The organism is Gemmata obscuriglobus, assembly GCF_008065095.1.
GTDB classification, from domain to species: Bacteria; Planctomycetota; Planctomycetia; order Gemmatales; family Gemmataceae; genus Gemmata; species Gemmata obscuriglobus.
Genome location: NZ_CP042911.1, coordinates 5,023,010 through 5,048,527 on the forward strand (window position 1 = coordinate 5,023,010; position 25,518 = coordinate 5,048,527).

Annotated in this window: 23 protein-coding genes and 1 pseudogene; 11 read left to right on the top strand and 13 right to left on the bottom strand. The window is 63.5% G+C overall.

All coding sequences use genetic code 11. From position 1 onward, the window contains the following. The first annotated feature begins 55 nt into the window (after positions 1 to 55). From GobsT_RS20705 to GobsT_RS20725, 5 genes are all read left to right on the top strand, one after another. Entirely contained in the window at positions 56 to 1,876 is a 1,821-nt protein-coding gene (locus tag GobsT_RS20705) for an AI-2E family transporter (RefSeq protein WP_010038590.1), read from the top strand. 65 nt (positions 1,877 to 1,941) lie between these two features. After that, entirely contained in the window at positions 1,942 to 2,370 is a 429-nt protein-coding gene (locus GobsT_RS20710) for an ElaB/YgaM/YqjD family protein (RefSeq protein ID WP_010038591.1), read from the top strand. A gap of 185 nt (positions 2,371 to 2,555) precedes the next feature. After that, positions 2,556 to 3,029 (top strand): hypothetical protein, encoded by a 474-nt coding sequence (locus GobsT_RS20715; protein WP_010042639.1) that lies wholly within the window; start codon positions 2,556 to 2,558, stop codon positions 3,027 to 3,029. Positions 3,030 to 3,645: 616 nt separating this feature from the next. Beyond that, on the top strand, positions 3,646 to 4,083 hold the full coding sequence (locus tag GobsT_RS20720; protein WP_010042641.1) for a DUF2784 domain-containing protein: 438 nt from the start codon (positions 3,646 to 3,648) through the stop codon (positions 4,081 to 4,083). A gap of 53 nt (positions 4,084 to 4,136) precedes the next feature. Then, on the top strand, positions 4,137 to 5,387 hold the full coding sequence (locus GobsT_RS20725) for a glycosyltransferase family 4 protein (protein WP_010042643.1): 1,251 nt from the start codon (positions 4,137 to 4,139) through the stop codon (positions 5,385 to 5,387). A gap of 67 nt (positions 5,388 to 5,454) precedes the next feature. On the opposite strand, the gene GobsT_RS20730 is transcribed toward GobsT_RS20725, so the two are convergent. The 11 genes from GobsT_RS20730 to GobsT_RS20785 all read right to left on the bottom strand — a co-directional run bounded on the left by GobsT_RS20730 (position 5,455) and on the right by GobsT_RS20785 (position 17,572). Beyond that, positions 5,455 to 5,754, bottom strand: coding sequence for a zinc-ribbon domain-containing protein (locus GobsT_RS20730; RefSeq protein ID WP_010042646.1), 300 nt, complete (start codon positions 5,752 to 5,754; stop codon positions 5,455 to 5,457). A 4-nt stretch (positions 5,755 to 5,758) separates the two neighbouring features. Continuing rightward, positions 5,759 to 7,066 carry a DUF1015 domain-containing protein gene (locus tag GobsT_RS20735; protein WP_010042649.1) on the bottom strand — a complete coding sequence of 436 codons (1,308 nt, stop codon included), beginning with the start codon at positions 7,064 to 7,066 and terminating at the stop codon, positions 5,759 to 5,761. Positions 7,067 to 7,564: 498 nt separating this feature from the next. Then, positions 7,565 to 8,071 carry an FHA domain-containing protein gene (locus GobsT_RS41155; protein ID WP_071529299.1) on the bottom strand — a complete coding sequence of 169 codons (507 nt, stop codon included), beginning with the start codon at positions 8,069 to 8,071 and terminating at the stop codon, positions 7,565 to 7,567. Positions 8,072 to 8,472: 401 nt separating this feature from the next. Next, a complete protein-coding gene (greA, locus tag GobsT_RS20750; RefSeq protein ID WP_010042653.1) occupies positions 8,473 to 8,958 on the bottom strand; it encodes a transcription elongation factor GreA in 486 nt (161 codons plus the stop codon). A 253-nt stretch (positions 8,959 to 9,211) separates the two neighbouring features. Then, the gene (locus tag GobsT_RS20755; protein ID WP_010042655.1) at positions 9,212 to 9,934 is read right to left on the bottom strand and encodes a hypothetical protein; all 723 of its coding nucleotides are present in this window, start codon (positions 9,932 to 9,934) and stop codon (positions 9,212 to 9,214) included. Positions 9,935 to 10,076: 142 nt separating this feature from the next. Next, positions 10,077 to 11,294 carry a transposase gene (locus tag GobsT_RS20760; RefSeq protein ID WP_157506574.1) on the bottom strand — a complete coding sequence of 406 codons (1,218 nt, stop codon included), beginning with the start codon at positions 11,292 to 11,294 and terminating at the stop codon, positions 10,077 to 10,079. Positions 11,295 to 11,742: 448 nt separating this feature from the next. After that, complete coding sequence (locus GobsT_RS20765) at positions 11,743 to 12,852, bottom strand: hypothetical protein (RefSeq protein ID WP_010042658.1); 1,110 nt, start codon at positions 12,850 to 12,852, stop codon at positions 11,743 to 11,745. 157 nt (positions 12,853 to 13,009) lie between these two features. Next, positions 13,010 to 13,969 (bottom strand): GDP-mannose 4,6-dehydratase, encoded by a 960-nt coding sequence (locus tag GobsT_RS20770; protein ID WP_010042660.1) that lies wholly within the window; start codon positions 13,967 to 13,969, stop codon positions 13,010 to 13,012. An 88-nt stretch (positions 13,970 to 14,057) separates the two neighbouring features. Then, the gene (gene gmd, locus GobsT_RS20775) at positions 14,058 to 15,053 is read right to left on the bottom strand and encodes a GDP-mannose 4,6-dehydratase (RefSeq protein WP_010042662.1); all 996 of its coding nucleotides are present in this window, start codon (positions 15,051 to 15,053) and stop codon (positions 14,058 to 14,060) included. A gap of 280 nt (positions 15,054 to 15,333) precedes the next feature. Beyond that, entirely contained in the window at positions 15,334 to 16,455 is a 1,122-nt protein-coding gene (locus GobsT_RS20780) for a hypothetical protein (RefSeq protein WP_148087822.1), read from the bottom strand. Between the two features lie 118 nt (positions 16,456 to 16,573). Further along, positions 16,574 to 17,572: an NADPH:quinone reductase gene (locus GobsT_RS20785; RefSeq protein WP_010042668.1), complete on the bottom strand. Its 999-nt coding sequence runs from the start codon at positions 17,570 to 17,572 to the stop codon at positions 16,574 to 16,576. A 124-nt stretch (positions 17,573 to 17,696) separates the two neighbouring features. On the opposite strand from GobsT_RS20785, the gene GobsT_RS20790 reads away from it, so the two are divergent. Further along, positions 17,697 to 18,596, top strand: a complete 900-nt coding sequence (locus GobsT_RS20790; RefSeq protein WP_010042669.1) for a phenylalanine 4-monooxygenase — start codon at positions 17,697 to 17,699, stop codon at positions 18,594 to 18,596. Between the two features lie 70 nt (positions 18,597 to 18,666). Then, complete coding sequence (hppD, locus tag GobsT_RS20795; protein ID WP_010042670.1) at positions 18,667 to 19,767, top strand: 4-hydroxyphenylpyruvate dioxygenase; 1,101 nt, start codon at positions 18,667 to 18,669, stop codon at positions 19,765 to 19,767. A 254-nt stretch (positions 19,768 to 20,021) separates the two neighbouring features. Here hppD and GobsT_RS20800 read toward each other — a convergent pair whose 3' ends face one another. Together GobsT_RS20800 and GobsT_RS20805 are read right to left on the bottom strand one after the other, a co-directional pair. Next, positions 20,022 to 20,990: an inorganic phosphate transporter gene (locus tag GobsT_RS20800; protein ID WP_010042672.1), complete on the bottom strand. Its 969-nt coding sequence runs from the start codon at positions 20,988 to 20,990 to the stop codon at positions 20,022 to 20,024. A gap of 6 nt (positions 20,991 to 20,996) precedes the next feature. Beyond that, on the bottom strand, positions 20,997 to 21,929 hold the full coding sequence (locus GobsT_RS20805; RefSeq protein WP_010042674.1) for a sulfurtransferase: 933 nt from the start codon (positions 21,927 to 21,929) through the stop codon (positions 20,997 to 20,999). 297 nt (positions 21,930 to 22,226) lie between these two features. Between GobsT_RS20805 and GobsT_RS20810 the strand changes: the two are divergent. The 4 genes and pseudogenes from GobsT_RS20810 to GobsT_RS20825 form a co-directional block, all read left to right on the top strand. Beyond that, a pseudogene (locus GobsT_RS20810) lies at positions 22,227 to 22,949 on the top strand (fumarylacetoacetate hydrolase family protein); the annotation flags it as partial. Next, entirely contained in the window at positions 22,946 to 23,161 is a 216-nt protein-coding gene (locus GobsT_RS20815; RefSeq protein WP_010042678.1) for a hypothetical protein, read from the top strand. The pseudogene GobsT_RS20810 and the gene GobsT_RS20815, both read left to right, overlap by 4 nt. Positions 23,162 to 23,383: 222 nt before the next feature. Continuing rightward, positions 23,384 to 24,550 carry a homogentisate 1,2-dioxygenase gene (locus GobsT_RS20820; protein ID WP_010042683.1) on the top strand — a complete coding sequence of 389 codons (1,167 nt, stop codon included), beginning with the start codon at positions 23,384 to 23,386 and terminating at the stop codon, positions 24,548 to 24,550. A 237-nt stretch (positions 24,551 to 24,787) separates the two neighbouring features. Next, entirely contained in the window at positions 24,788 to 25,393 is a 606-nt protein-coding gene (locus tag GobsT_RS20825; RefSeq protein WP_010045053.1) for a flavin reductase family protein, read from the top strand. Positions 25,394 to 25,518 lie beyond the last annotated feature (125 nt).

Here is a 25,518-nt window from a genome sequence, read left to right on the forward strand (position 1 = left end):
GCGGTTGCGTAACGGTCGAGCGTTTCCGCTCTTCGTTCTTGTAGGGGATCCGCTCATGGCTGCTTCGGATTGGCAGCGCGCGCTGGTGGCGCTGGCCGCGACCGTGGTCGGCGCGGCGCTCGTGGCCGTACTGTTCTGGGCACGATCGATTTTCATTCCCGTCACGCTCGCGGTGTTCTTCGCGTTTGTACTGTCGCCGGTCGTGAACCGTCTTCAGCGCCGCGGGATCGGGCGGCCCGCGGCGGTGATCCTGACCGTCGGGCTGCTCGGCCTCACTGGGTTAGGTATCGGTACTGTCATCGCGCAACAGATTACGCGGGTGGCCGAGACGTCGGCCGAGAAGCGCGAATCGATCAAACAAAAATTAACCTCGGTTAAGCAGTGGATCGCGGGCGGCGGCGAGAGCCAGTTCGGGAAGCTCGTCGATGATGTCGAAGACGTGTTCGCATCGGCGAAACCTGCGTCGAACTCGAACGCCGTGGTGGTGGAACAAGCGTCACCGTCGATGGCGGCCCAGTGGAGCGGGATGCTCAGCCCGGCCGCCGAGGTACTCGGCCAGGCGGCATTCACGTTCATCCTCACCGTGTTCATGTTGCTCAAACGTGAGGACCTGCGGAACCGGATGATCCGGCTCCTTGGCGCGGGGAAGATCACCACCACCACGAAGGCCGTGGACGACGCTTCGCAGCGCATCAGCAAGTACCTGCTCAGTCAGTTGATGGTGAACACCGCGTTCGGTGCCATCATCACGATTTCTCTGTTCGCACTGGGCGTGAAGTACTCGATCCTGTGGGGCTTCATCGCGACCCTCATGCGATATGTGCCGTACATCGGCACGTGGGTGGGTCTCATCCCGCCGCTGCTGTTCTCCGTCGCAACCGCGCCGGAGTGGGGCGGCGGTTGGGGGCAACCGGTCGCGGTGCTGGCACTGTTCCTGGGCCTCGAGGCGATCTGCAACAACCTCGTCGAGCCGAAGCTGTACGGCCAGAGCATGGGGCTGTCCGAGGTGGCGCAGCTCGTGTCGGCCGCGTTCTGGGCGTTTATGTGGGGGCCGATCGGTCTGATCCTCTCCGGGCCGTTGACGGTGTGCCTGCTGGTGCTCGGGCGGCACGTGAAGCAGTTCGAGTTCTTTGAGGTGCTGCTGGGCGACCAGCCGGCGCTGGAACCACGGGTGGCGTTCTACCAGCGGCTCACCGCTCACGACCAAGACGAGGCGGCCGACGTAGCGCTCGAAGCCGCTGAAGAACATGGAGCCGAGTTCGCACTCGATTCGGTCGTGGTGCCGGCGCTCTGTTTGGCCCGCCGCGACCACCACGAGGGCGATCTGGACAAGTCCGACCTGCACTACGTCGCCACCGCGGCTCGTGAGATCGCCGAAGAGGTGGCCGAACTCCGGCCGGTTACAGAACACCCTGCGGATGCGCGCGTGCGCCTGCTGATCGCCCCCGCACGCGACGAAGCCGAGCACGTGGCCGCGGAGGTGTTCGCCATGACCCTCGACCCCTCGCGGTGGGAGGTGAAAATCGTCGGCGACGAAACGCTCGCTTCCGAACTGATCACACAGGCTGACGAGTTCCGCCCTGCGGTTGTGTTGATCGCCACCCTTCCGCCGGGCGGGGTCACGCACGCTCGGTACGTACTCACCCGCCTGCGCCAGCGGTTCCCAGAAGTGAAACTGCTGCTGGGGCGCTGGGGTGCGGATGCGCCGGAGCAGGACAACCGCAGCGAGACGATCAAGAACATCGACGGAATCGACCGCACGCTGGCCGACAGCCGTAAACGGCTCGCAGACCTGTACCCGAGGCTTGAAGCGGCCGGCGACAAGGAACAATGGCCCGCGTCCGGGCGCGAGCTGGTTGGCACGGCAGGTGCATAGTAGTTCGGTGTCAGCGGGAGGAGTTGGTTCCGCCCGGACTCAAGAACCCCTTCAGAGGCACGACCATGGCGGATCTCAAGGATCGCGTGAAGACCGGCATCGATAACGCGGCCGACGCAGCGAAGAACGCGACCGACAAGGCGGCCAACGCGACACAGAACGTAAAGAACGACGGCGGCAACCTCGCGGACCGCGTGAAGGATAACGCCCAAAACCTCGTGGACCGGGCTGGCGATTTTGCCGGACAGGCTCGCGACAAGGTGCAGGAATGGGCAGGCGACGCTCGGAGCACGCTGGAGAACGTCGGGGACCGGGCCCGTCACATTGCCGGTGATGCCCGTCATGCCGTCGAGAACGCATACGATACGGCGAGCGATTCGGTCGGTGATTTCGGCCGGGAAGTGACGGCTCTGGTCCGCAAGCACCCGCTGCCGGCGATTCTCATCGGGTTCGGCGTCGGCCTGCTCATCGGTCGTACGGCTCGCGTCATCTGATTGTGTTGAGTGATGACCTGTCGAGAACGCCTCAATAGGCGATTAAAGACGAGAGCTGGTTGTCGGAGTCGGCCCCGGAAACTTAGGTTTCCGGGGCCGGCTCCGTTTTTGTGGATATCGCGGCAAATCATTTCCGGCACAGGCTTTGCGAAAAGCGAGACGCCCAGAACCGGAGGCCCGATCCGATGAAAACGCAGACCACAGTTCGTCGCTCGAAATACGCCCCATCGGTTGTTACGAAGAACGATCTGCTCGAACTGCTCAACGCCGACTTCACGCGGGAATGCCGCGCGATCTACGCACACGCAGTCTATGCCGAACGGACGCGATCGCGTGACGAGGGCGCTGCGGCCCGTATTGCACGATATGGTCAAGAAACGGTTCTATCCGCTCTCGTGCTGTGCGAACTCATCTACGATTACGGCGGTACCGTTATCAATAACCTTGATGAACTTAACGCGGTGCTCAACGCCGACCGCGTTGCGGACCCTGGGTGGGCGCCGGAAACCGCCCGGCGATTGCATGAACGGGCAGGCCAACTGCGGTCTGCCGGTGAACCGGGGCTGGCGAAGCGCATCCGCCGGATCATTTCCGCGAAGAAAGGTGCCGTGCCGCTCGCCGCGCTCGTCTCCGGTCAGCAGGCGGTCGCCGGGCGCTGACACACCGCACGTATCAGTTGACGGCTGCAACAAACCCATCAGCACGGCCTTTACTCCACGGTAAGGGAGTTCCGCCCCTGGTGACGGCTCCTGCCATTGGTAGGAGCCGCTTCGCACATCCCGGATGAATCCTGCGAACCGGTCTCACATCCAACTGCTACCGGCCACCTGAATCATCGCGAGTCACAACCTCACGGGAGTTGTAGATCGCTCACGGGCAATCGGCTTGACTCGCCCGCGGCAAGGTGTTTCGAGGGCGTCCACGGCCTGATTCGGTGTGTCTGGGTGGTTGCAAGACACTTACCGGCAGCCCACATTGGCCGCGCCACGGATTAAACACATAAAGACAGATGGCTGGCCGCAAAAAAGCACAAAGCGAGCAAAAAAATCAGAATACGAACACAGAAAAGCAGCTTAAAATCACTTCTTCTGCGTTCGTATTCTGCTTACTTTTGTGCGCTGTGTGCTTTTTTGTGGCCAATACTCTTTGTTGATTATTTGCGGCAATTCCACATCGCGCTGAACGGGAATAAACCCTTTCGGGTCGGGATCACATCTAACGACAGCACACGTCGGCCGAACGAAATCCGAACAGCACTCAACCAATGAGGCACCCATGTGGTACGGCGTCGCCGCCGATGTCGTCGTCGGCATTCACGTCGCGTATGTCGCGTACGTCGTCTTGGGGCAGCTCGCGATCGTCGTCGCGGCGCCGTTGAAGTGGCAGTGGGCGCGGAACCCCTGGTTCCGGTTCTCGCACCTCACCGCCATTGCGATCGTGGCCTACGAAGAGTTCCGGGGAATCCGCTGCCCGCTCACCGTGTGGGAGGAGCAGTTCCGGGCGCTCGCTGGCCAAGGGTTCAACGACAGCCAGACGTTTATGGGCCGGCTCATGCACGACCTGCTTTTCTACGACCTGCCGGCGATCTTCTTCACGACCGTCCACGTCGCGGCGTTCGTGCTGATCGTCCAGGCGCTCGTCATGTACCCGCCGCGGTGGTTCCGGTTCCGGCCGGCAACCGCGCCGGTTTCGGTTGTCCCGGCTTCGGCTTGATTTTTTACCCGGCTCCCTTACCATCCTCCATCCGAAGGTAAGGGAGTACCGCGATGGCTGATGCGTCCACGCAACCCGCGCGCGCCGGTCTGCTGAAGGCGATTTACGGCAAGCTGCGGCTGCTGGCGTACACGCGGGACTTCCGCGGCGCGTTCGGTTCTCTGTTCCGAGCGGCGGGGATGCTCTCCACCGGCCAGTTCAGCCGGCTCGCGGCAAAAGCCCGCGGCCCGCGCCGCACCCAAAAGCCGGCCCCGGTGCGAACCGGCCCGCCACTGTTCCTCTCGGGCCACATCCACGGGCACGGCGGCTACGACCACGTCGTGCTGAAGGCGCTCGTCGGTCTTACCGCCAAGAACGTGAACGTGTTCCGCGACCCGCGGTCGTGGGTCGAAATGGACTGGGTGCCGGACGAGGCGGTGCCGAACGAGCGGATGTACAACTTCGACACCCCGCGGCTCGCGGTCATCCCGCCGCACCTGCTGTACATGTTCCGCCCGACGGCACTTACCGCCGCGTGGACGATGTGGGAAACGGACACAATCCCCGCGGGCTCCGCGAAGTACCTCAACAAGTGCGGGCTGGTTCTCATCCCGAGTCAGTGGGGCATCGACTGCTTCCGCGCGAGCGGGGTCACCGTGCCGACGGAGCTGGTGCCGCTCGGGTACGACCCGGACGTGTTTTCGCCCCGCCCCGCCAACAGCGGGCCGGCGGTGTGCACGTTTGGGACCGCCGGTGCGCTCACCGAGGGCGGGTTGCGAAAGAACGTGCAACGCGTGATCGACCTGTTCGTGAAGGCGTTTCCCGATCGAAAAGACGTGCGACTGAAGGTCAAGATCACCCCCCGGTCGCCGATGGTGAACACGCACAACGACCCGCGGATCGAGGTCATCAACACCGGGCTGAAGCCGAACGAACTCGCGGACTGGTACCGCTCGCTCACATGCTATGTCAACGCGTCTTACGGCGAAGGGTTCGGGCTGCACCTGCTCGAAGCGATGGGGTGCGGCGTGCCCCTGGTGAGCACCACGTTCAGCGCGGTCGGCGAGGTGTTCGATTCGGCCGTGGGGTACGAGGTGAACTACAAGCTCGTTGAGGCGAAGAACAAAGTGTACTCCGGCCGTTGGGCCGACCCCGATGACAACCACCTGATTGCGCGGCTGCGCGAGGTGTACGCGGACCGCGCCGCCGCCGATCGCTTCGGCTCGGTAGCCGCGCGGCGAGCGCCGGCATTCAGTTGGGCCGCGGCGATCGAGAAGCTCACCGCGGCACTAACAAAGCACGGGTTCTTGCCGGCATCCACGTAGCTGACGGGCGGTCCACGGGTCGCGGCGTAAGCCCCGCCGCTGGTGCTCCGCTGAGCCGTGCGGCCGATCAACACCCTCGCGCCATGATGAGCGCTGCGAAGAGCGCGAGCAGCAGCATTGCCATCACGAACCGCGACTTTTGATCGGGCGGTGCGTCCTCGGCAGAGAGAAACATCCCGCACCTCGGGCACTGCTCCGATTCTTCGTCGATCTCGGCGCGGCAGTGCGGGCACGGGATCTGTGCCCGCTCGTCGTCAACGTACACTCCCTGCGGGTACGTTTCGGGATCGTCGGGGTCGTAGTCGTGTTCGGCGTCGTACTCGTCGCCGTCATCATCGTCGGGGTCGTCGAGACGAGTACGCGCCACGGCCTCAATCCTTTTTGAGCGAGTTGTACACCAGCCCCGTTAGCAGCTTCGGGTAGAAGTACGTCGATTTCGGCGGCATCTTTTCACCGTTCCCGGCGATCCGCTCGACGTGTTCCATCGTCGCGGGCGGCACCAGGCACGCGAGTTGGCACTGTTTCTTCGCCGTGGCATCGGTCACTTCGCTCAGCAGGTGAACGTACTTGCAGATCGGCGTACCGCCCACCTTCTCGCGGACGAGGCGGTCCAGGACAACTTTGTGGAGAATGCTCACGCCCAGCCCGCGCCAGTCCTCACTCTGGTTGGGGGCCAGCGATGCCATCAGTTCCGGGGTGCGAAACTTCGCCACGATCCACTGACCGTCTGCGACGGTCCCGAACGCGAGCGTGGCTTGTGCCCCGTCCATCTGCACGTGTTCCCAGGCCGCTTGCTCGTTCGTCCCGGTGCGTTCGAGGATGTCGAAGTGTTCCTTCAGCACCTCTTCCAGTTGCGGGGCCGTGATGTTGGACGCCAGCCCGCTGACGAGGCGGTGCGTCGGGAGGATCAAAAGACCCGGATCGCTCATCCCGACCAGCATCATCAGACAGAAGTTCGGAGCGGCCTCATCGTCCGGAACGTCCCCCGCCTCGCGACGCTCTTCGAGGTACTTCACGCCGGTCTCGTACCGGTGGTGCCCGTCGGCAATGTAGACCGGCTTCGGCCCCATTAGCCCGATCACCTTGCTCACCGCCGCCGAATCGGTGACTACCCAGAGCCGGTTCGTGACGCCCAAGTGATCCTTTGCGACGAGCGGCGGCGCCGAGCGGATCAGCGGCTCGAGTGCCCGGAACACTTCGTCGTTGCCGTCCGGGTACAACCCGAACACCGGCGACAGGTTGAAGCCGGTGGCACGGTACAGTTTCAGCCGGTCCTCCTTCGGGCCGGACATGGTCTGTTCGTGCGGATAGATTTTGCCCTGCCCGAACGGCTCGAGCCGAACGCGGGCCAAGAACCCGCGCCGGGTGAACGTCTTCCCTTCGACCGTGTACTCCTGCTCGTAGACGTAAAGCCCGCGTGCGGTGTCCTGGCGCACCACGTTCGCCAGAACCCATTCGCGGAGCGTATTGGCGGCACGCGTGTATTTGTTGTTGGTCTCGTCGTCGCCCGCTTCGTCGCGGGTCAGTTCGAGACGGATCGCGTTATACGGGCTGCTATCGTAAAGTTGTTTCTGGAGGGCCGCATCAACCACGTCGTACGGCGGCGCAACCACTTCCGAGAGGGAGCCCACCGAGCCGAGGTCGTACCTGAAGCCGCGAAACCCCCTAATGTCCGCCATCGAACGACGCCTCCGCACAAAATAGGTGAGAACGATCACCGTTGTTGTACAGAAACAGAGTCGTGCAGACCTGCGTTCAGACCGCCGGGCGCGCCGCGAGTAATTCGCTCCACAAACCCGCTGACACATCGCACGGCCCGGAACGGGTCACAAGTTCCAGGCAGTCAACAGGTAAGCGATGGAACGCCAGCGAAAGCGCGACCGCTGAGACCGCCGGCGAGCGGCTCATTCCGGCACCGCAGAAGACGAGTGTTGGGATGTGGGCTCGAAGAAGTCCCGCAACGGTTTCGACCGCAGTGCGGAGCAGCCACGAAGGGTTGCCCGCGCCGTCAACGAGCGGGAACCGACAATAGACCAACTCACGAGTTGGTGCTGAGGGTGGTTCATTGAGCGCGAGATCGACCACCGCCTCAACACCTGCTGAAAGGACGGCACGAAGGTCTCGCCCGTCCGCAACGTTACCGACCCACAGCGAGAAGCCGGAAACCTGTCGCATACTCACCTCGCATCGCCAGCGACTTCCGTTATGTGAAAGGTGAGCCGCCGGTTGCAGAGCGTGATCTGGTCACCGGACTGAAGTTTGGTGGGTTGGGGGATACGTCGACCGTTCAGGATAGTGCCGTTCTTTGACGCGACATCGTGCAGTTCGCACCGCAAATCGGAATGAACCACGATCGCGCAATGGCGCCGCGACACGCACTCGTCGTTCACAACGACATCGTTGTCGGGGAGCCGGCCGATGCTGTTCATCCCCACGCGAAGTGTGTAAACGTTACTTCCATCTTTGAGGAAAAATGTGAACCGGCCGAGGACAAGCGGAGTTGGTGGAGTCCCGTCAAACGCGGCTGCTGACGAAGCAACCAAGCCCTTGTCCCCGGACGGCCGAACGTCCCCGGCCAGCGTGTGAGCGCCACACGCCGCTTGAAGGCGATCGCGAGCAGAACGGAACGTGTCCCGCCTGAGTTGCCCTTCGAGGTGCAAACTTTGAAGCCGGGGGTCGGACATGCCTGCGCTCGCTCACAGGGCTGACCCAGTCGAATCGGGAGCGGGATCGGAGCCGCTCACCACCATAGCATTCGCCGCCCTCGGCACCACGTCAACGGCGGCCGGTGGAAATGCGAAAAGAGTTTGTAGCCACAAGTATCGACGGCGCCTATCCATTTTTTGCCCGCCGAGCAAAAAACTCAATTCCGCCAATGAGCAACCGTCTCACAAATAGTTGCGGGACAAAACGAGCGCACGTTCTCAGCTTTCGGCCGACGTGACGCGTTACTTTTTCCTGCCCTCGGCGTGAGTGGGGCAACATTGCCCCACTCACGCCGGGTTCGTCTCACGACCTGACTACCAAAACGCTCGCGCGGTGAAAACGGCCGAGCGGCTCAAGGAAACAACTAACGCTCTTCACATTAAATGTTCGCGGACGAGATTTCCAAAATCTTGAACTTGATCGTACCGCTCGGCACTTGAATCTCAACGGTGTCGCCCTTCTTGCGGCCGATCAGCCCCTGCCCGATCGGGCTGCCGGTGAGAATGCGCCCTTTGTCCGGGTTCTCCTGGCCGGGGCTGACGAGTTCGAACGTCTCTTCTTCGTCGACATCCACGTCGAGCACGCGCACCTTGCTCCCGAACGCAACCGTATCTTTCGGAAGGTTGCTCGTGTCAACGATCACCGCGCGCGACAACCGGTCCGACAAGGCGTCAATGCGGGCTTGAAGTATCCCTTGGTCCTCGCGGGCCGCGTGGTACTCCGCGTTCTCGCTCAGGTCGCCCAGATCGCGCGCCGCGGCCACCCGCTTGGTGATCTCAATCATCTCCGCCCCGCGGAGCCGGTCCAGTTCGACCTTGAGTTTATCGTAGCCTTCCCGCGTCATGGGGATGCGGTCGTCGGTCATGGCCGAGCGCTCCTGATCTGTCGGTCCGGCACAAGGTTCCGTGCGGACGGTAACTAAAGATATTCCCGCCCCGGCCGGCGGTTGTAAAGGGTCCAAATGTGAAGAGAAGCCCAAAGTGCGGGCTTCTGGGTCCAGAGCTATCACTAACTCCGGATAGAGAACCGGAAACTACTACCGGTTCGGTGCCGGAAACGGTCCGGCGGTCGCCAACCTTATGCGATGGCGACCGCCGTGTGAACTCAACGTGAACACATTATACGTCGTCGGGCACGGCGCGCACAATAATCCGGCGAAAAGGGCGCCCCTCGACGAACCACCCCCAGGCCGTCCACTCCCCCACCCGCGCGCGGTGAGGGAGTTCGAGTTCCGTAACCCGTTCGACGCACTCGCGCTCGGCGTCGCTGAGCTGTCTTGCCACCTGCATCTGGTTCCCGCGCCGGGTCGCCACCACCCCGTCGTCCACGATGGCGATCACGCACGGGCTGTCGAGGTCGAGCAGCCGCAGCGCGACCATCTCCATACTCGCGGTACTGAACACGCGGTGGAGCGCGGGAACGTCGTACTTGCAATCGCGCAGGGCCGCGCGAAGCAGCCGCGTCGGGATGAGAACTCGCGGCACAACCAGCCCGCGAACGTGAGTAATGAACGGCTTCCCTTCGGCACCGAGGGGTACACCGAGCTTGTGCATGATGTCGGGAATGAGCAGGTTCGCGATGCCGCCGGCCGCGCCGCGTTGCTGGGCCTCCTCGCTCATGTCGGTGGTCAGCGTGATCCCGTTGCCCGCCGGGCGGGACCGCGGACGCCGCCGGCCGGAGCCGTCGTCCTCCGCCGGTTCGACGAACTCAACGGGAATGCCGAGGTGGTACTCGGCAATGTGGAGCGCGTCGACCGGGCCGGTGGTAACGCCCGCGCGTTCGATCAGCCCGGCGACGAGCCGGTCAACGACCTCGACCAGTTCTTCGTGTGAAAAATCCATAGGGGAAATGTAAACGCAGCCGGCGCGGAACGGAAAGTCAGAATTACTGGAACGCGAGGCCCTTTAAGAGCCCTGTACTTCCCGCACGTTCTTGGGCCAAGAACGTGCGATTTTCCGAGACTTCTCGCTGAACGCGACAACTTCATGATGCCGGCTTTCTGGTCTCCACACCCTTCGACTGTGTATCCGGCGTGACCGCGGTTTGTTTTTGGGTCAAGCGTTGTTGGTGCCAGCGATCCAGGGCCAGGACGATGAACCGGACGATGGTCCTTCGCCGACGCCATTTGTACCGCACCTTTTCCAAGTATCGGAGGCGCCGATTGGTGCGCTCCACGTGGTTATTGGTCCGAACCCGTCGAGCGTGGGGGCTGTGCAGGAACGCCATCATCTTGTCGAACTTCTCGGCGCTCAGCAGTTCCAACGCCGAGGACAGGTCGGGATCGGATTGGTACTGTGCGTCTCGGACCAGAGCCGCCCGACGGCACCGCGCTTGATGAGGGCTTTGCTCGGGGTCGAACAGCCGATAGATCCGAAGCGCGAACGCGCGGAGCGCCCGCAGCGCGGGCAGGTAACCGAACATCTGGCTGAGCCAGCGGCGTTGTCGCCCATCCAGATGTTCGGGTCGGGTCACGATCAGGTGCCGATGCTTCCACACGAAGTGCCCTTGCTCCGTCTTGGTCTTCCCGCGGCGTGCCCGGGCCTGTTTCTGGGCCTTGCTCGGCCGGCCCCGACGTCGCTTCCGTCCCCCTTTTCGGGCGAGCGCGCGTCGGAGCCGTCGCAGGGCATCGAAGACATGGGTATTGATGTCCTTGAGGACATGGAACACGCACAGCTGGTGACGGGCGTGGGGCCACAGGTCCGCCAACACGGTGGGGTACAGGTTCGAGCCATCGGTGACGACCACTTGGGGCAAGAACCCGTGGTTCCGCAGGTTGTTCAGGAACCCACGCATATGGGCCTGATCGTTGGCCGAGACCACGGCGAAGGCCACCGGGAAATCGCCGATCGGGTCGGTGGCCAACAGGAGCGTGCGGTGGCCCAAGTGCAGCTCGTCGATGCACAGGGTGCCCGAGAAGTTGTCAAGCGTCCACTGGCGGTACCCGGGCATGTCGGTCTGGCGCACCTTCCAGTCCAGGCAGTCCGAGAGGAACCCGTCGGACAGATCCAGGAGGAAGTCCCGACGCAACGCCTGTTGGAGCCGATGGGCGCTCATGCCGTCCTCGAGGAGTCGGTCGATGACGGCCTCGCGAACGCGGTTGGTGTACTCGGCTCGAGGTTCGATCCCTTCGATCTGAGAGCGGAAGGTCTTGCAACAGGCACAGGTGGCGCGGTATTCTCCAACGGTCAACTCGAGGAACACGATTTCCCCGTAGGCGATGTCCCGAACGCGGCGGGTGTGGGTACCTTTCCGCCGTCCCCGTTCTCCGCACCGGGGGCACGGGAAGGTCTCCGGGGCACAACTCTTCGACACAACGCGCACATGAGCGCGGTCCATGCCGGTGTCCTTGATGGGTTGGTGTGGTAACCCCCAAAAAGGCACCGGCTGGACTCTTTCACAAGATCAATCACCGCAACGCAGTACCCGCTGTCGCGTCCAGCGAGAAGTGTCGATTTTCCCGTGCTTTTTGCACCACTGCCGGTGGTGGGAACGCTCACAAGAACTATCTAAACTTACATTATTATTAAATATAACATTAACTTTTAAGTTTCAACATTGATCACATACTGACCAACGGAAGATACAGCGCAACTCAAACGCGCACGCGCTGTGAAACACGGAACAGGTCTGGGCGCGCCCAGGTTCGGCTTTATTTCCACTTGTTCTGGCGCTCGAGTTCCTTGATGAAGTCAAGGGCCTCGTCCACGGTACCCACCCGTGCGCCGGGCACCCGGCCCCGGGTGTCGAGGTCCCGGAGCAGCATCAGGTCCTCGAAGTCCTCGGACTCCTCCAGACGTTTACGCTGCCGGTGCCCCAAAGTGCCGGCCTTATATTCGAGGGCCAGCATGTGGTTCTCGATCAGGAACGCGGTGCGCGGCGTGATGAGCCCGTCAAGAGCCTGAAGCCCTGCGGCGACGTGGTCACGCGGGTCGATGCCCTTCCCTACATCGTGCAGTAGCGCCGCGAGCAGGAACTCCTCGTCCCAGGCTCGCTCGCCGCGCGCCAGTTCAAACACCTGGAGCAGGTGAAACAGCACATCACCCTCGGGGTGGTGCTTCGCACTCTGTTTCACGCTTTCCAAAGGCAGCAACAGCAGCCGGAACATCTGGTACGGGTCGACGGCCTCCTGCTGGTCGGCGAGGGCCTCCTCAATGACGACTTCCGGGTGTTCATGCGCGATCAACTCTTCCAACTCGCGGGTGCTGGCCCGCTCGATCGCCTTGCCGGTGATGCTCGACTTGAAAACGTAGTGGGCCCGGTCCTCCTCGTACACCGTCAGTTCGAAGTTGAACGCGTCGAACACATGGACGTGCGTAAACACTCGACTCTCGCCGTGCTTCGTCACCTGCTTGCGTTCGACCTCGTATGGGAGGCCCTCTTCTTCCAACGCCGCTGTGATCGGTTCGATGTGGTCGCTGAAGAGGTGCAGGTCGATATCGGACCCCTTGCGGGTGTGGCCGGTCATCACGCTACCGATCAGCCGGGGCCGGAAGCGCGTTAGCAGGCGCATCAGGCGCAGAGCGTGCAACCGCATCTCGCACAGATTCGCGGTCCGGGCCTCGCCCTCGTGAACCCGAGCGAACGCCTGCACCTGGTCACGGACCTCCGCGTTACTCGGGAGATCGCTCGGTTTGACAGTGCCGCGGCAGAGCCGCTTCGCGGCCTTGCGTTTTGCGGTAAAGTACTCGGACTCGACGCGTTCGTACATGAGCCTTGCGGCTTCGAACGCGATCGCCTGACGCAACTTGGCGTCTGACATGGAGTGAAGCGACGGTGTTTTTTAACGAGCCTGTCCGGTGCCGTCGCGAGGCTCGTTAGAAATTGTAGTCGAAAATCGTGCGGTCGGAACCCGGAAAGTGAGTAGAAGGGCTGCAACGCGATGTCGCTCACCCCTTCAGGGATCGGCATTACGGTATTTAGGCGGAAGACAGGGACCGCCAATAGTTAAGCACGCCCGCGAGCGACTGATCGAGTGTGACCTGTGGCGCCCAGCCGGTTGCGGTACGGAGCTTGGCTGCGTCCGCGCGGGCCACAGCGGTATCGGCTTTGCGCCCGGGCTCGATCTTCTGATTCACCTGGATCGGCACCCGCGACATCGCCACCAACCTGTCCAGAAGGCTCTGGATCAGAAACGACTCGCCCCGCGCGGCGTTGTACGCCTCACCGCACTGCCCTTTTTCCAGAAGCAGCGGGAAGGCGGCCACGATGTCGCGCACGTCGGCCACGTCGCGGCGTGCCGAGAGGTCACCGACGTTGACTTCCGGGGCCTGCTTCCCGACCTCGGCGGCGGCAATTTGGCGAGCGAAGTTGGGCACCGCGAAGTCGGCACTCTGGCGCGGCCCGATCTGGTTGAACAGCCGCACCCGCACAATATCGAGCCCGGCGCTGCGGGTGTACTGGTAGCTGATGAGGTCAGCGGCCGCCTTGCTTGAGGCGTACGGGCTGGCCGGTTTGAGGGTGGTCGATTCGTCGCACACGCCGTCCGGCTCGTCGGGCTCACCGTAGATCAGGCCGGTGGACACGAACAGGATGCGCGGCTTCAGGCCGGAACCGGCCACGGCGTCGTACAGGCAACGGGTGGCCGTGAGGTTCTCGCGCCACGCCCGCTCGGGGTCGCGGAACGAACCGCCGGTGTTGGCGTACCCGGCGAGGTGGCACACCCAGTCCGGGCGGCACTCGCGCACGACGCGTTCCGTCCCCGCACCGTCGCACAAATCGACCGCGTACAGCCGCGCGTGCGGCGAGAGGTGCGACAGGCCTTCGGGCCACTCCGCGCGACGGCTCACCCCGAACAGTTCGTGCCCGCCTAACGACATCAGGTGCTCCACCAGATGCCCGCCGACGAACCCGGTAATGCCGGTGATGAGAATTCGCATAGACTCGGTGTGAGTGGGTGTGCGGGTGTGGCGGGGGCAGGGAACGGGCCGGTGCTTCTTCCCCACCCCACACGCGCACTCGCACGGGTCAGATACCGCGGGCTTTAAAATCCGGGAGCGGCTTCCCCTGCAGCCGGGCGAGGTCGGCCTTGACCATCCGCTCGACCAGTTGCTCGAACGTCACCTCGGGCTTCCAGCCCAGCTTTTTCTCCGCCTTCTCGGGGTCGCCGATGAGCAGATCCACCTCGGCCGGGCGCACCAGCGACTGATCGATGGTGACGTACTTCCTCCAGTCCAGCCCGGCCGCTTCGAACGCGACCTCAACCAGACGCTGCACGGTGTGCGTCTTGTTCGTCGCAATGACGAAGTCGTCCGGCTGGTCCTGCTGGAGCATCAGCCACATGGCGCGAACGTAGTCCCCGGCGAAACCCCAGTCGCGCTTGGCGTCCAGGTTGCCCAGGCGGAGTTCGGTCGCCAGCCCGAGCTTGATCCGGGCCACCCCGTCGGTCACTTTACGGGTCACGAACTCTTTGCCACGGCGTTCGCTCTCGTGGTTAAAGAGGATACCGGAGCAGCAGTACATGTTGTACGATTCGCGATAATTGATCGTGATCCAGTGGCCGTACAACTTGGCCACGCCGTAGGGGCTGCGAGGGTAGAACGGCGTCGTTTCGGTCTGCGGGACGGCTTGCACCTTCCCGAACATCTCGCTGCTGGACGCCTGGTAGAACCGGATCGTGTCCCGGCCCACCAGTTTGATTGCTTCCAACATCCGGGTTACGCCGGTGGCAGTGTACTCGCCCGTAAGTACCGGTTGTTTCCAACTCGTTGGCACGAAGCTCATAGCCGCGAGGTTATAGACCTCGTGCGGGTTTGCCACCTTAAGAACGTCGATGAGCGACAGTTGATCAAGCAGGTCGGCCTGGTGGAGGTGAACTTTGCCTGCGAGGTGCTCGATGCGCTCAAACGGCTCGGTACTGGACCGCCGCACCACGCCGTGAACTTCGTAGCCTTTCTCGAGCAATAGCTCTGCGAGGTAGCTGCCGTCCTGACCGGTGATGCCGGTGATGAGTGCCCGCTTCATGCGTCCGCCTGTGTACGAATTCAGGCCCCGCGCACCGCGCCTTGGCCGGCAGCAGGCGGAGCCAACGGTGTTTTTGTATAGCGGCTCGTCGGTTACTCACAAGTGGGAAATGGTAATGGCCCGTCGCCACAGCCTGACGACCGCTATCGACTCGAACCCCACGGACCAGCCGTAAGGGCAAGACGGATATGCACGTTACGATGTCTGAACCCAACCAAAAAGCGATGCAGGCGGGTACAATTTGCACCCGTCTCGCTCCACATTCAAACCGAAGCTGCAATCACTTCTTCTGCTCCGCGAGCAAGAAAAGGTAGGTCGCCAGGTTGCGGTGCAGGTTGAAGTACGTCTCCTCACTCCCGGCAGGCGCCGCCGCGAACTGCAACTGGTGACGGGTCATGTGCTTCGCAAAGTTAGCGACCGTCGTACCCTCACTGGCCCATTTCGTGTCCACTAAACCGTTATCTGCCCCGACCTTCATTGCCTTCGCGGCACCCGCAAGTTGGTTCATAAACCGCCGAGCGGCGGTCGAGTCCGCGAACGGAATGTCTCGGATCACCGGGGCCAGCGCAGCTTCCATCTTTGCGAGCGTCGCTTCGAATTGCGTCCGTTTAGTTGCCTCCGGGGACTTACCAGCCTGGATCGCAGTTGCCAGCGGCGCGAAGTCGCGGGCGAGGGCTAGTCTAAGGTCCTTGAGCGAAGGGTCGTCGAACGCGGACGGGAAATCGAGAGGCCGCAGCACCAAGTTGAGCGCGTCGGCCGCATCGGACCCGCCGAATCGCACCTCTTCGAGTTGAAGCGGCGATACGAACGCCGACGGCCGTTCCACGTTGCGCAGTTCGGCTTTCGCAATCGCCACGAGCAGCGAATTGAGCGCCTCGCCCGACAGAACCTTTGTCCGATCAACCGGGCTCAGTTCTTTCTCGAAACCTGCCGGCAGGTTCGGAACGCGATCTGCGATCGGCGCCGGTACGACCGCCGTGCCGGACGAAGAGTTGCGGTCGGCCCCGTTCGCCCCGGGCAAGCCGGCCGCCCGCTGCGCACGCTGGATGTCGCGCTGCATGTCTTGAGCGAAGCTGGGCCGGACACTGCCCGACATGTACGACCCGTTCTGCGAGTAGAACGTCCCCCCCAGCGGCGACAGGGACCAAGCCGGATTAAAATACCCGTAGGAATAGTACCGTGATCCGAACGTGAGGTTCCCGTACGTTGTCGGGATGCTCAGCCCGTACGTCTGCTGGTATCGGTACTGTGGCGCCGCGAAAAACGGATTGAAAGTCGGAGTGACCACCGGTCCGCCGTAGCGCTGGTACCCGTACCCGAACCCGAATTGAGCCGATGCGGTCGCGGGGCTCAGCACGAACCCTGCACCGGCCAGAACGAAAAGCGCCGTGAGCCGTTTCATGATGATCCCCTTGAAGATGAGCAGCGCCGGCCGCAACTAACGGGTATTCGTGACGGTCGGTCCGATCTTACACGATTTCAGGCGCGGTGTTCGCTTGTTGTTTCGACGACGCTCCAGGTCATTCCGTTGGCGTGATAACGATTTTCCCGGTCAAAGTGCCGGCCTTCCGGATCGTGTTGTCCTCTTGCAACTGGTGTGCCTGTACGGTTTGCATCAGTGGGAACCGCGCGCCGATCAGCGCCACCAGTTTTCCGGCCTCGAACCACCTGTTCATCTCATCGGCTCCAACGCGCTGCTCCTCGGCGGTCATGTTGAACATCGCAAAGCCCATCAGCGACAGGCCTTTCACGTAAAACGGCCCGTTCGGGAACACCGGGCGTGCGGCACGCCCCGCCATCACGATGATGCGTCCGCGTGTGGCCATCATTTCGACCGTTTCGTCGAAGTCCGCAGGCGGCAGCGTTTCGTACCACACTTGCACTCCTGTTCCGCCGGTGAACTCCTTGACCCGAGTGGAGATGTCGTCGGTTTTGTAATTGATCGCCAGATCGGCGCCGAGTTCGCGCGCCAGCGCGGCCTTCTCTTCGCTCCCAACGGTGCAAATCACCTTCGCGCCAACCGCCTTTGCCATTTGCACGACCATCGAGCCAACGCCCCCGGTGCCACCGTTCACGAATACGGTCTCGCCATGCGTCAGTTTCGCACGGTGAAACAGACCGAGGTGTGCGGTAATGCCCACCAGCGCGGCAGCCGCAGCCTGCTCATCCGTCACGCTCGCTGGCGTGGGGTACGCCCATTTCTCCTCGACGCACACGAACTCGGCACACGTACCGTGCCGGCCCAGCAACCCCTGGTTACTTCCCCAGACCCGGTCCCCGACCCTGAACTTCCCCCCTGGTCCAACCGCGTCGACAACGCCGGCGAAATCGGTGCCCGTGATCGCCGGCCTGGGCAGTGGCATGGGGGCCGCGCCGCTCCGAATGTACGTGTCGATCGGGTTGATGCCCGCGGCCAGCACTTTTACCCGAAGCTCCCCCGCCCGGGGGTCAGGTGTCGGCACGTCACCAAAGCGGATCACGTCGGGTGCGCCGGTGGTGTCGAAGTAAGCGGCTTTCATTGCGCGTGCCCTCTCGTTCGTGTGCGGGACGGTGCGATCCCCGGCCAAAGCTTCACCCTATTTACAGGGCGGCCCGATAGAATAGCCGTTCTCCTCCGTCCTTTCTCCCGAGGAGCCGAGCGCGATGAACACGTCACCCGAGACGCTCGTCGAATACGGTCGGGCAATCGACGGCCACCAAATGGTAGAGCCGCCGGACGTGACCGCACTAGAACTCGAACCCAATCACCCCGGCGAACACGACGCCGAGTACGTCGCGCGCCGGCAGTACCTTTTTGACCTCACGCGAAGGCACAGGCTTGAGCGCCTCGGTCCGCCACTGATCGATTACACCGCCGAAGAAACTCGCGTGTGGCGTGAGGTCGCACCGAAGCTGCACGAACTGCACGACAAGTACGCGTGTGCCCTCTACCTCCGTGCGAAAGACGAACTTGCGATCACGGAAACCGAAATCCCCCAACTGAAAACTATCAGCGACCGCCTCGCGTGCGAAACGCAAATGCACCTAGTTCCGGCAGAGGGTGCGCTGCCGTACCGCACGTTCTACCAGTACATTGCCGGCCGCGGGTTCCCGGTCACGCAGTTCATCCGGCACGGTTCGCACCCGGAATTCACGCCGGAGCCGGACATGATCCACGACTGTCTGGGGCACGTGCCGCCCGTCATGAACCGGGATTACGCGGAGCTTCTGACGCTGATCGGCAAGGCCGCCGCGGCCACCCCGCACGGCGACCAAGTGCTGGCGCTGAAGCGGTTCAGTTGGTTCAGCATCGAGTTCGGGCTGATCGAGGAGGCGGGCGAGGTAAAAGTGTTCGGCGCCGGCATCCTGTCGAGTACCGGCGAGATTCCGCACGCGCTGTTCTCACCGAGCGCAACCCGGCACCCGTTCGTAACGGACACGGTCATCGCCACGGACTACGACCCGTCGCAGATGCAGAAGGACTTTTTCGTCGCGCCGTCGCTACTGTTCCTCCGGCGCGAGTTGGAAGCACTGGTCCGGCGGTTCGGTATACCTGTTCTCTGATCGCTGTTTTGTATTCGGTCCCCATCTCGCGAGGCGATGGGACCAGCCCTAACTAACCACCACACCTCCAATGGCAGACATTCCGCTCCGGAAGATCGATCACGTCCGGTTCTTCGTCGGCAACGCGCGACAGAGCGCGTTCTTCTACCGGAACGCGTTCGGCTTCGACGTGGTCGCCTACGCCGGCCTCGAAACCAAGGTGAAGCACGAGGCGGGATACGTCCTCAAGCAGGGCGAGATCACGTTCGTGCTCACCTCGCCGCTGTCCGAACAGCACCCGGAGAGCCGGCGGCTCGTGACCCACGGCGACGGCGTGATGGACATCGCGCTGGACGTGCCGAACGTGCGCGAAGCCTACGAGGAAGCGGTCCGCCGTGGCGCCAAAGGAGTGCGGCCCCCGGAAGCTCTCGAGGACGAGCACGGGGTGTTCGAGACCGCGGGCATCCTGGCTTACGGCGACACGACGCACACGTTCATCAACCGCGACCGCTACAAGGGCGCGTTCGCCCCGGGCTTCAAGCCGATGGCGCCGGACCGCTACCACCCGAGCACGGCGCGGCCCGTGGGGTTCGCGGCGATCGACCACCTGGTGGCGAACGTCGAAGAAGGCAAGATGGACGAATGGGTGAGCTTCTACCGGAACGTGCTCGGGTTCAACCAGCTCGTGTCGTTCGACGACAAGGACATCAGCACCGAGTACTCCGCACTCATGTCGAAGGTGGTGCAGAACGGCACGGGACGGATCAAGTTCCCGATTAACGAGCCGGCCCAGGCCAAGCGCCGCAGCCAGATCGACGAGTACCTCCAGTATTACGGCGGCCCGGGGGTCCAGCACATCGCGCTGATCACCGGCGACATCGTCAAAACCGTCCGGGCGATGCGGGCCAACGACGTGTCGTTCCTGCGCGTCCCGCAGGCCTATTACGACGCGCTGGCCGACCGGGTCGGGGACATCAAGGAGGACATTCAAGAGCTGGCGGAGCTGGGCATCCTCGTGGACCGCGACGACGAAGGGTACATGCTCCAGATCTTCACCAAGCCGGTGGCCGACCGCCCGACGCTGTTCTTCGAGGTGATCCAGCGGCGCGGGTCCAAGAGCTTCGGTAAGGGGAACTTCAAGGCGCTGTTCGAGGCCATCGAGCGCGAGCAAGAACTCCGCGGAACGCTCTAAAAGTTAGTCGCGGTATGGTTTTATCCCGTGATTACGAAGACAGATTTTGACAGGATGAACGCGATCAAGCAAATCGACCCGAGATCCTGTTTATCCTGTCAATCCTGCCCGCGTTAGTGGCACACGCGCTCGCCTCGGGCGGGTCGTGGCACCCCGCGCGAGCTTCATTCCGCCACGGGTTCTCAAGCGCAATCGGTTGCGACTTAGCCCGGAACGCTTCGGCGACAAGCGGCAGTCTCAATTGCCAGCATCGCTCACCCGGAGGCGGCCAGCAAGCTCGTCACAAGCGCGTAGGCAAGGGCCGCCAAGGCGGCCCCACAGGGGACGGTACTGACCCACGCGAGCAGGATCTCACCCGCCTTGCGCCAGTGTACCCGTCCGGTCGCCGCGCCCATCCCGCATAGCGACCCGACGCTCACGTGCGTGGTGCTTACAGGTAAGCTGTGCAGGCTGGCGGTGGTCACGAGGCCCGCGGTCACCAGACTGGCCGCGAACCCTTGGCCGGGGTTCATGTCCGTGACCTTCTTGCCGAGCGTTTCGGCCACGCGGGTGATGTCCAGTAGTCCACCTGCCGCGACCACAAACGCAACGATCACAATTCCTTCCCGGGGACCGATGGCAGGCACGGCTACCATCAGGGCCGCCATCTTCGGCGTATCGTTCAGCCCGCGCGCGAAGCTGGCCGCGCCGGCGCTGAGAAAGTGCAACACGTCGAGCGGACGCGACCGGCGGTCCGGCATGAGTCGCCCGCCTCGCAGAATCAGATACGCCGCGGCCCCGGCCAGCGCCGCGACCACCGGGCTAAAGAACAGCGGGTACAGGAACTGCGTTCCCAGCGCACCGATCCGAACGTCGCCACCGCCGGCCAGTCCCGCGCCCACGAGGGCGCCAACCAGTGCGTGGGTGGTGGAGACCGGAAACCCGAACCGCGTGGCCAGGAAGCTGGTGAGCGCCGTGCCCAGCGCAACGGCGCAGACGAAGTGTCGCGAGGCGACCAACTCATCCGGAACGACCCCGCGCCCGCGGAACGCGAGCAGCATGTTCTCGGAGAGGAGCAGCGCGGCGAGCGAACCCGCGAACGTGGTCGCGGTGCCCCACAGCGCCGCCGCGCGGAGCGTCGTCGTCCCGCTCCCGTACAGCGAGGCCACGCCCTTGAAGTTGGCGTTGGCCCCGTTCGTAAACGCCACGGAACAAGCCGCGAAGAACAGAAGCGCGAGCAGCATGACGGCCTACTTGGTCTTGTTCTCTTTCGTCTCGGCCGGGTGCTGCTTGAGGTGGGCGTACTCTTTCCACGAGCCCTCGTACAGCCGCACGTTCGGGTACTTGGCGACGTGCTTCAGGTAGAACCGCAGCAGGCTCCCCTCGCGGGACGTGCCGCAGTACACCAGGATCTCTTTATCCGCCGTCAGCCCGGCCGCTTCCAGTTCCGCCTTCACCTTCTCGAACGGCAGGAACTTGTGGGTGTTGTCCGGCTCCATGAGCCGCGCCCAGTGGAAGCTGATGGCGCCGGGGATGTGCCCCTTCCGCACCCAGATGTCGTCGTTGCCCAGGTACTCGTTGTGCGGCCGGGCGTCCGCCAGGACCGCCGTCGGCTTCCGCTTCAGGACATCGTCCACGGTCGCCGCGATTTCCGGGTGGCCCTTCTCGGGCAGCGCGCCCTTGGGGTTGCCGAAGTACTCCTGCGTGACCGGCAGTTTCTGCTTGGACCACTCGGGGAGCCCGCCGTCCACGATGCGGATGTGCTCGACCCCGAACTTCTCCAGCACGTAGGCCACCATGCTGGCGCTCAGGATCTCGTCGTTCGGCAGTTTGTCGCCGGTCGCGTAGATCAGATGCAACCGGCCCTTGTCCACCCCGGCGCGGACCAGCAGCACCTTGGTCAGGTCGTCGGGCAGGTACTGCACCGGAACCCCGCCGTCGGTGCCCCGGAGCGTGTCGAAGTTCAGGTGGTGCGCGGTCGGCAGGTGCCCGCGGAAGTAGTCCTTGTACCCGCCGCGTGTGTCCAGCACGATCGGCCGCTTGGCCGCGTCGGGGTTCTCGATCAGCTTCTTCGCCTCGGCCGGCGAGATGATTCCGATGTCGGCGCGGGCCGCCCCGGGCAACGCCAGAACCGCGGCCACAACGAGCAGCCGGGAAAACGAAACGGACCTGAGCAGTTGCATGAGCGCGCGGCCTCCACCGTCGTGACACCAGCCCTGGTGACAAGGTATCGGAGCGGGCGGAGGTGACCAGCCTCATGTTCCCGGGCTCAGAGCTCGAGCGGCACCCGGGCGCACGCCCCCCACGATGCGATCGGACGGTCTGCCGCCAGTTCCGCGTGCGGCACCTTCTGCGAGGGGACGTGAAACCCGAACGGCCGGTATGCTTGCGCGATTCGCCTTTGCCCCGGGCGCGTCGAACGCCATAATCACATGGCCATTTCCAGTTCCTGTGCGAGCCCGCCCGGCCGCCGCCACCGAGTCGCTCCCATGCCGGCCCCGTTCCCGGTCGCGTCGCTGCGAGACTTTTACGCGTTCGAGCAGCACGTCAAAACGTGCCGCGGGCACCGCGGGTTGGGAATGGTGCCGCAGTGGTACGAGGTGCCCGTCTTCTACTTCTCGAACCCCGCCGCGGTCATCGGAGATGCTGACCCCGTTTGGGCTCCGCAGGGCAGTTCCGCACTCGACTACGAACTGGAGCTGGCGTGCGTGATCGGGGCGTCCGCGCGCGACCTGCCCGCGGACGACGCGGCGCTCGACTGCGTGGCCGGGTTCACGATCATGAACGACTGGTCCGCACGCGACCTTCAGCGGGCGGAAATGGCGGTCGGGCTCGGACCGTCCAAAAGTAAGGATTTTGCCACCTCGCTCGGACCGCGACTCGTCCCGTTTGCCGACCTCCGAGAAGCATATCGCGACGGCCGGTTGTACCTCGCGATGACCGCGAGCGTCAACGGAAAGGTGTATTCGAGCGGCAACGCGGGTAGCATGTACTGGACGTGGCCGCAACTCCTGGCCCACGCGAGCCGCGACGCCGAGTTGCGCCCCGGCGACGTGATCGGCAGCGGCACCGTGGGGACCGGGTGCATTCTGGAGCTGACCCCCGAGGCCGTCGGGGGGTGGCTCCGACCGGGCGACGTTGTGGAACTGTGCGTCGAGCGCCTGGGCTCGCTGCGAAACACTGTTGCGGAGCGTCCATCTTGACTTACGCTGAGCAGCTCGCGGAACTCACTGTAACGGACATTTTGCTCGGGGCGCGGGTCGCTCCGCTGCGCAACCTCGAAGCGATCCTGAAGTGGGCACCGGGTGCGGGGATCGACTTCGCCAGGATCGACTTGGTTCAACAGGACGAGTACAGCTACGACCTGCTGCTCCCGCTCCCCGATTCGCGCTGGCTGAACTTCGGTGTGTCCTGATTCGGTGAACTGGCGGCGGTCGCCGTCTGGGATCACAAACCGAGTGCCGACGAACTGCTCGCGCGGCGCGTCCGCCTCGGCTGGGTGCCAACCTGTTCGCTCCTCAAGAACGGCCCAACGGTGCTCGGCCACGCGTCCTCGCTCGGCCGGGCGCCTGAACGCCACGGGTCGTAATGTCCGCGACAGTTCGACCTACGCTCTGACGACTTGGGACCCGAAGAAATGCAATACCTCTCCCGCGGCAGCGTCCCGAAAAAGCGTCACACGCGGCACCGGACCGACCCCGGCTTTAAGGGCGAGGGCCTGTACTACGAAGAGGTCATCACCACGCAGGGGTTCTCGCGGGCGCACTCGTTCGCGTACCACCTGCGCCCGCCGACACGCGTGAAGCACGTTGAATCGGCAGGCATTCAGTCGATCGAAGTCGCCCCGCAAGACGTGTTGCGGCACCACCACCTCAAAAGCAGCGCGATGCCCGCAGGCGGTGATCCGGTCTCTGGTCGCGTCCCGATGTTGACCAACGCCGATGTCACGCTCTGGCGGTGCCGCCCGACGCAGCCTCAGGCCGAACTGTTCCGCAACGCGCTCGCGGACGAACTCGTCTTCGTTCACAGGGGGGCGGGCCGGTTGCTAACCCACTTCGGAGTGCTGCCGTTCAAGCCCTTCGATTACGTGCTGATCCCGCGCTGCACCACTTACAAGCTCGAATTCGATCCCGGCGTGCAACCCGATCTACTGGTGATCGAGTCCGCGGGCACAATTAACATCCCGCCCAAGTACCTGAACCACGACGGCCAACTGCGGCTCGGCGCGCCGTACTGCGAGCGCGACCTGCACGGCCCTACCGACCTGCTCGTCATCGACGAAGAGAGAGACACCCCGGTCCTCATCAAGGACGGCACCCGGCTGTCGCGATACGTGCTCGCGAGCCACCCCTTCGATGTCGTCGGCTGGGACGGGCTCGTGTACCCGTTCACATTTAACGCCGACGACTTCGAGCCGATCACCGGGACGATCCACCAGCCGCCGCCGATCCATCTGACGTTCGAAACGTCGGGGTTCGTGGTCTGCACGTTCGCGCCGCGGGTGCTCGACACGCACCCCGAGGCGATCAAGGTTCCGTACGCGCACAGCAACGTCGAAAGCGACGAGGTGCTGTACTACGTGCGCGGCAAATTCGGGTCGCGCCGCGGCGTGGAAGAAGCGTCGTTCACGCTGCACCCGCACGGCATCCCGCACGGGCCACACCCCGGTACGATTGTCGCCAGCCGGGATGTGAAGTGGACCGACGAACTGGCCGTCATGGTGGACACGTTCCGACCCCTATTTGTGACCAAACAGGCGATGGAACTGGACGAGCCGAAGTACCCGTACTCGTGGCTGGACTGAAGATAAAGAAGAAGCAGAGTGGCCACAAAGAAGCACAAAACGCACAAGCCAAGCCCGGTTGAAGAGCATCGGTAATTGGGAGCACTACCCGCCGGCTGACACCGGCGGTTCGACCGTGGCTCGTCGAACCGCCGGTGTCAGCCGGCGGGTACAACCGACGCCGCTGCCTTGCGGTTTCTCTCGTGCTTTTTTTGCTTCTTCGCAGCGGTTCTGCCTTCGCACCTACTCGGAAGCTCTATGCAGATCGACCCTTCGACCGCACCTGTGCCAAACGTCTACCAGCACCTAACGGGCGTGGTAACGCCGCGACCCATCGCGTGGGTGACCACACTCTCACCTGCGGACGTGGTGAACCTGGCACCGTTCAGCTTCTTCAATGCGTTTGGTGCCAACCCGCCGACCGTCGTGTTCTCCCCGACTCTTCGGCGCGACGGGACCAAGAAGGATACCCTTCTGAACTTGGAAAAGCTCGGCGAATTCGTGGTACACACCGCCACGGCCCCGCTCGCGGACAAGGTGAACCTCTCGTCCAAAGAGGTGCCACCGGACGAGAGCGAGATCAGCCTGACGGGTTTGAGTACGATCGCGGGCGTGAAGGTGAAGGTGCCCCGGCTCGCGGAATCGCCGGTTGCGCTGGAGTGCGTGGTCCGGCAAATCATCCCGTGCGGAACCGGACCGATCGCGGCGAACCTCGTCATCGGCGAGGTGGTGCTCTTTCACATTGCCGACGACGTGCTGGACGCGAGGGGCGCGGTCGACCCGCGAAAGCTGCGAACGGTGGCCCGACTTGGTGGCGCGTTCTGGTGCCACACGTCGGACCTGTTCGAGTTGGAGCGCCCGTAGCTGCCCGTGGCAACCGCCGGCAAGTGCATCTCCGGCTCACGGGGTTGATGTTTCCAGTGGTCGTGTCGATCCACCAAGCGGATCGCCGCCGAGAACTCGAATCAGCGACGATGTCCGTCTGCTTC